The sequence below is a fragment of the Methanosarcina sp. UBA411 genome (assembly GCF_002495725.1).
GTDB lineage: Archaea > Halobacteriota > Methanosarcinia > Methanosarcinales > Methanosarcinaceae > Methanosarcina.
In genome coordinates this window covers 27,194-29,486 of record NZ_DAGK01000017.1, presented here as the reverse complement: position 1 = coordinate 29,486, position 2,293 = coordinate 27,194, and the positions used below count along the sequence as shown (strand labels likewise).

General features: G+C 41.2%; 2 protein-coding genes. Both read right to left on the bottom strand.

The window, feature by feature from the left end:
• Positions 1 to 204 precede the first annotated feature (204 nt).
• Positions 205 to 1,557: a hypothetical protein gene (locus BP861_RS06660; protein ID WP_292373742.1), complete on the bottom strand. Its 1,353-nt coding sequence runs from the start codon at positions 1,555 to 1,557 to the stop codon at positions 205 to 207.
• A 195-nt stretch (positions 1,558 to 1,752) separates the two neighbouring features.
• Positions 1,753 to 2,124, bottom strand: a complete 372-nt coding sequence (locus tag BP861_RS06655) for an SWIM zinc finger family protein (protein WP_292373740.1) — start codon at positions 2,122 to 2,124, stop codon at positions 1,753 to 1,755.
• Positions 2,125 to 2,293: the final 169 nt, after the last annotated feature.

Genomic DNA, 2,293 nt, shown 5'->3' with positions numbered 1-2,293 from the left:
TAGTCTGAAGCTCAGGTTAGTCTTAAATTCAGATTAGTCTGAAGTTCACGTAAGTCTAAAATTCAGGTTAGCCTGAAATCTATATGAGTCTGAAGTCAAGGTTAGCCTGAACCTATTTTTAATTATGTCATTTTAAATATATAAAATTGAGCGTATATATTTCCCAATCCATTTTACCGGCAAAATTTCCTTTATATTCTTTTTTCACTCGCCGATAATTTGGGCTTTTTCCAGCCTATTCAGGATTTCAAGCAGCTTCTTTTTGAGCCTGTTTGCTTCCCGAATCTGCCTGAGATAGGCTTCCCACTCTTCTTTCTTTCCAATAGATTCCAGAGTCTTCTTTATTTTTCGGAGGTATATTGATGCTGCTTCATATGAGCTTACTTTTGTTTTGGAGATCAGATCTTCTGCAATGTTTTTCCAGATCTCAATTGCAATCGCAGGATATTTTTCCTTTACTGTATTTGCAATTTCATCTTCTAAGATGGACTCGCGGGATTTGTCGGCTTCGCCTTTGCTACTTTTAAGCTCTTCATACCAATGGACTACTTCGTCAGCATCATTTTCTTGAATAGCTATACGTATCAACAGGTCAAGGACAGGAGGTTTAATTTTTTCTAATGAGCTCTCCAGTAACCCTGTTTTCGGGAGAACGCCAGGAAGGATTGAAAGTTCTTCAGCAATTTTGGGCTGGTTAACTGGCAACTCTCTGCATCTCAAGTACTTGAGGGCAGCCTCTCGAATCTCCGGCCATTTACCGATTTTTTTAGCGGCTTTCTGCATCTTAATATAGCTGGGCAGTTGGGGAAATCTGAAAAACTCTTCCGTTTCAAGGGCAGCTATGAAAAGCCAGTTTTCCTCTTTTTCCTTAAGTTCAATAAGGATTTGCAAGAGCTCGTAGGCAGTGCCAGGTTCATATTTTCTTAGTTCTTTGATTCCTCTATAAATCCATTCTTCGGCTTTCTTTTTTTGCCCGGAATCAAGCAGCTCTCTGACAAGCCTTGTATAATTGCCTGTTCTTTCAGCTTCGAGCTCGGAGATCGGGATAATCTCTTCAGAAATCCCGGCTTTTCTTAGGGCTTCTATAAGCCTGTCAACAACATAGTCTCGTTCCCAGGATGAGTCATATAGGACATCTTTTTCTTTTTCAGCTTCTTGTAATCGGACTTTTAGGACTTCTGCAAATAGCCTCCATTCTTCCTGAGTATGGGCTTCTTTCCAGAGAGCAGGTTCATTAAGAATGCTGTAGTCGTCTTTTAGCTCAAGCTCAAGGGCATAAAGCATTTTCTCATGTGCAAGAAGAGAGGATTGAGATAAAGCTCTGAACACCACATCCATGCAGTCGGAGATTTGTGTTCCTATATCCCCTTCTTCGTCATATTCTTCAATTTCTTTATACCGGTCCATGAGTTCTTTTCCAATATCAAGCAGCTCGTCAGGATGGCCTGAATCAAGGAGGCTTTCCATCCGAACCTGCACCTCTGAAAAATCAGGTAGATCTTCGCCTTCGTAACTCCAGAAATCAGAGCTCTTCACTTTTCTCCAGAGCTCGTCCAATTCGGAATAGATACCCCCAATAACTCCTTCCAGATTTTCGGATGAAAAGCTCTGGCGCTCTCTCAGATACTTGCCAAGTGTGCTGTCTTTTTTTGCAAACGTTGTTAGTATCTCGATTAATTCCGGTTTTTCCAGCTGTTCCAGATATTTGCGGAGAACCAGTGAAGATTCTTCATCTTTGGAGGCTTCGTAAGTTCATGCTCCTGCAAATCCTCTCTTGGATCTTTTAATAAGGAGGTCTTCATCAGTAACAACCGGCACATCTTCCCCCTGCTCTATAAGATCGAGATATTCAAGTACGGCTGCAACTCCGTGTTTGCAGTCATGTCCGACAGGACAAGTACAGACCGAACTCAGTTTTCCATTTTCCAGAGATACTTCTGTGAAATACTCTATTGTCCCCTCTACCCGTGCGACCAGGCTGCCTGAGAAGGTGCATTTGATTTCCTTTACCCGCCCTTCTTCCTGATACTTGATCCCCTTTGCAGTGGCTTTCTCTCCAGCCCAATCCTGGAGATCACTCCATTTAAGTTCCTTGAAGTTCCGGGCAGTTTTGTTTTCTGGCATATGCGATTATTTTTATCGATAGGTAATATAAAAATGAACTTGTGGCTCTGTAACCCTCTCTAAATCAGCTACAATAGGTTGAAAATAAGAAAGTAAAAACAGGTTAGGCTATTCAGCTCAAATTAATGAATATTCTTTATTTCAGAGGATTTCTACAAAGCCGAAAATT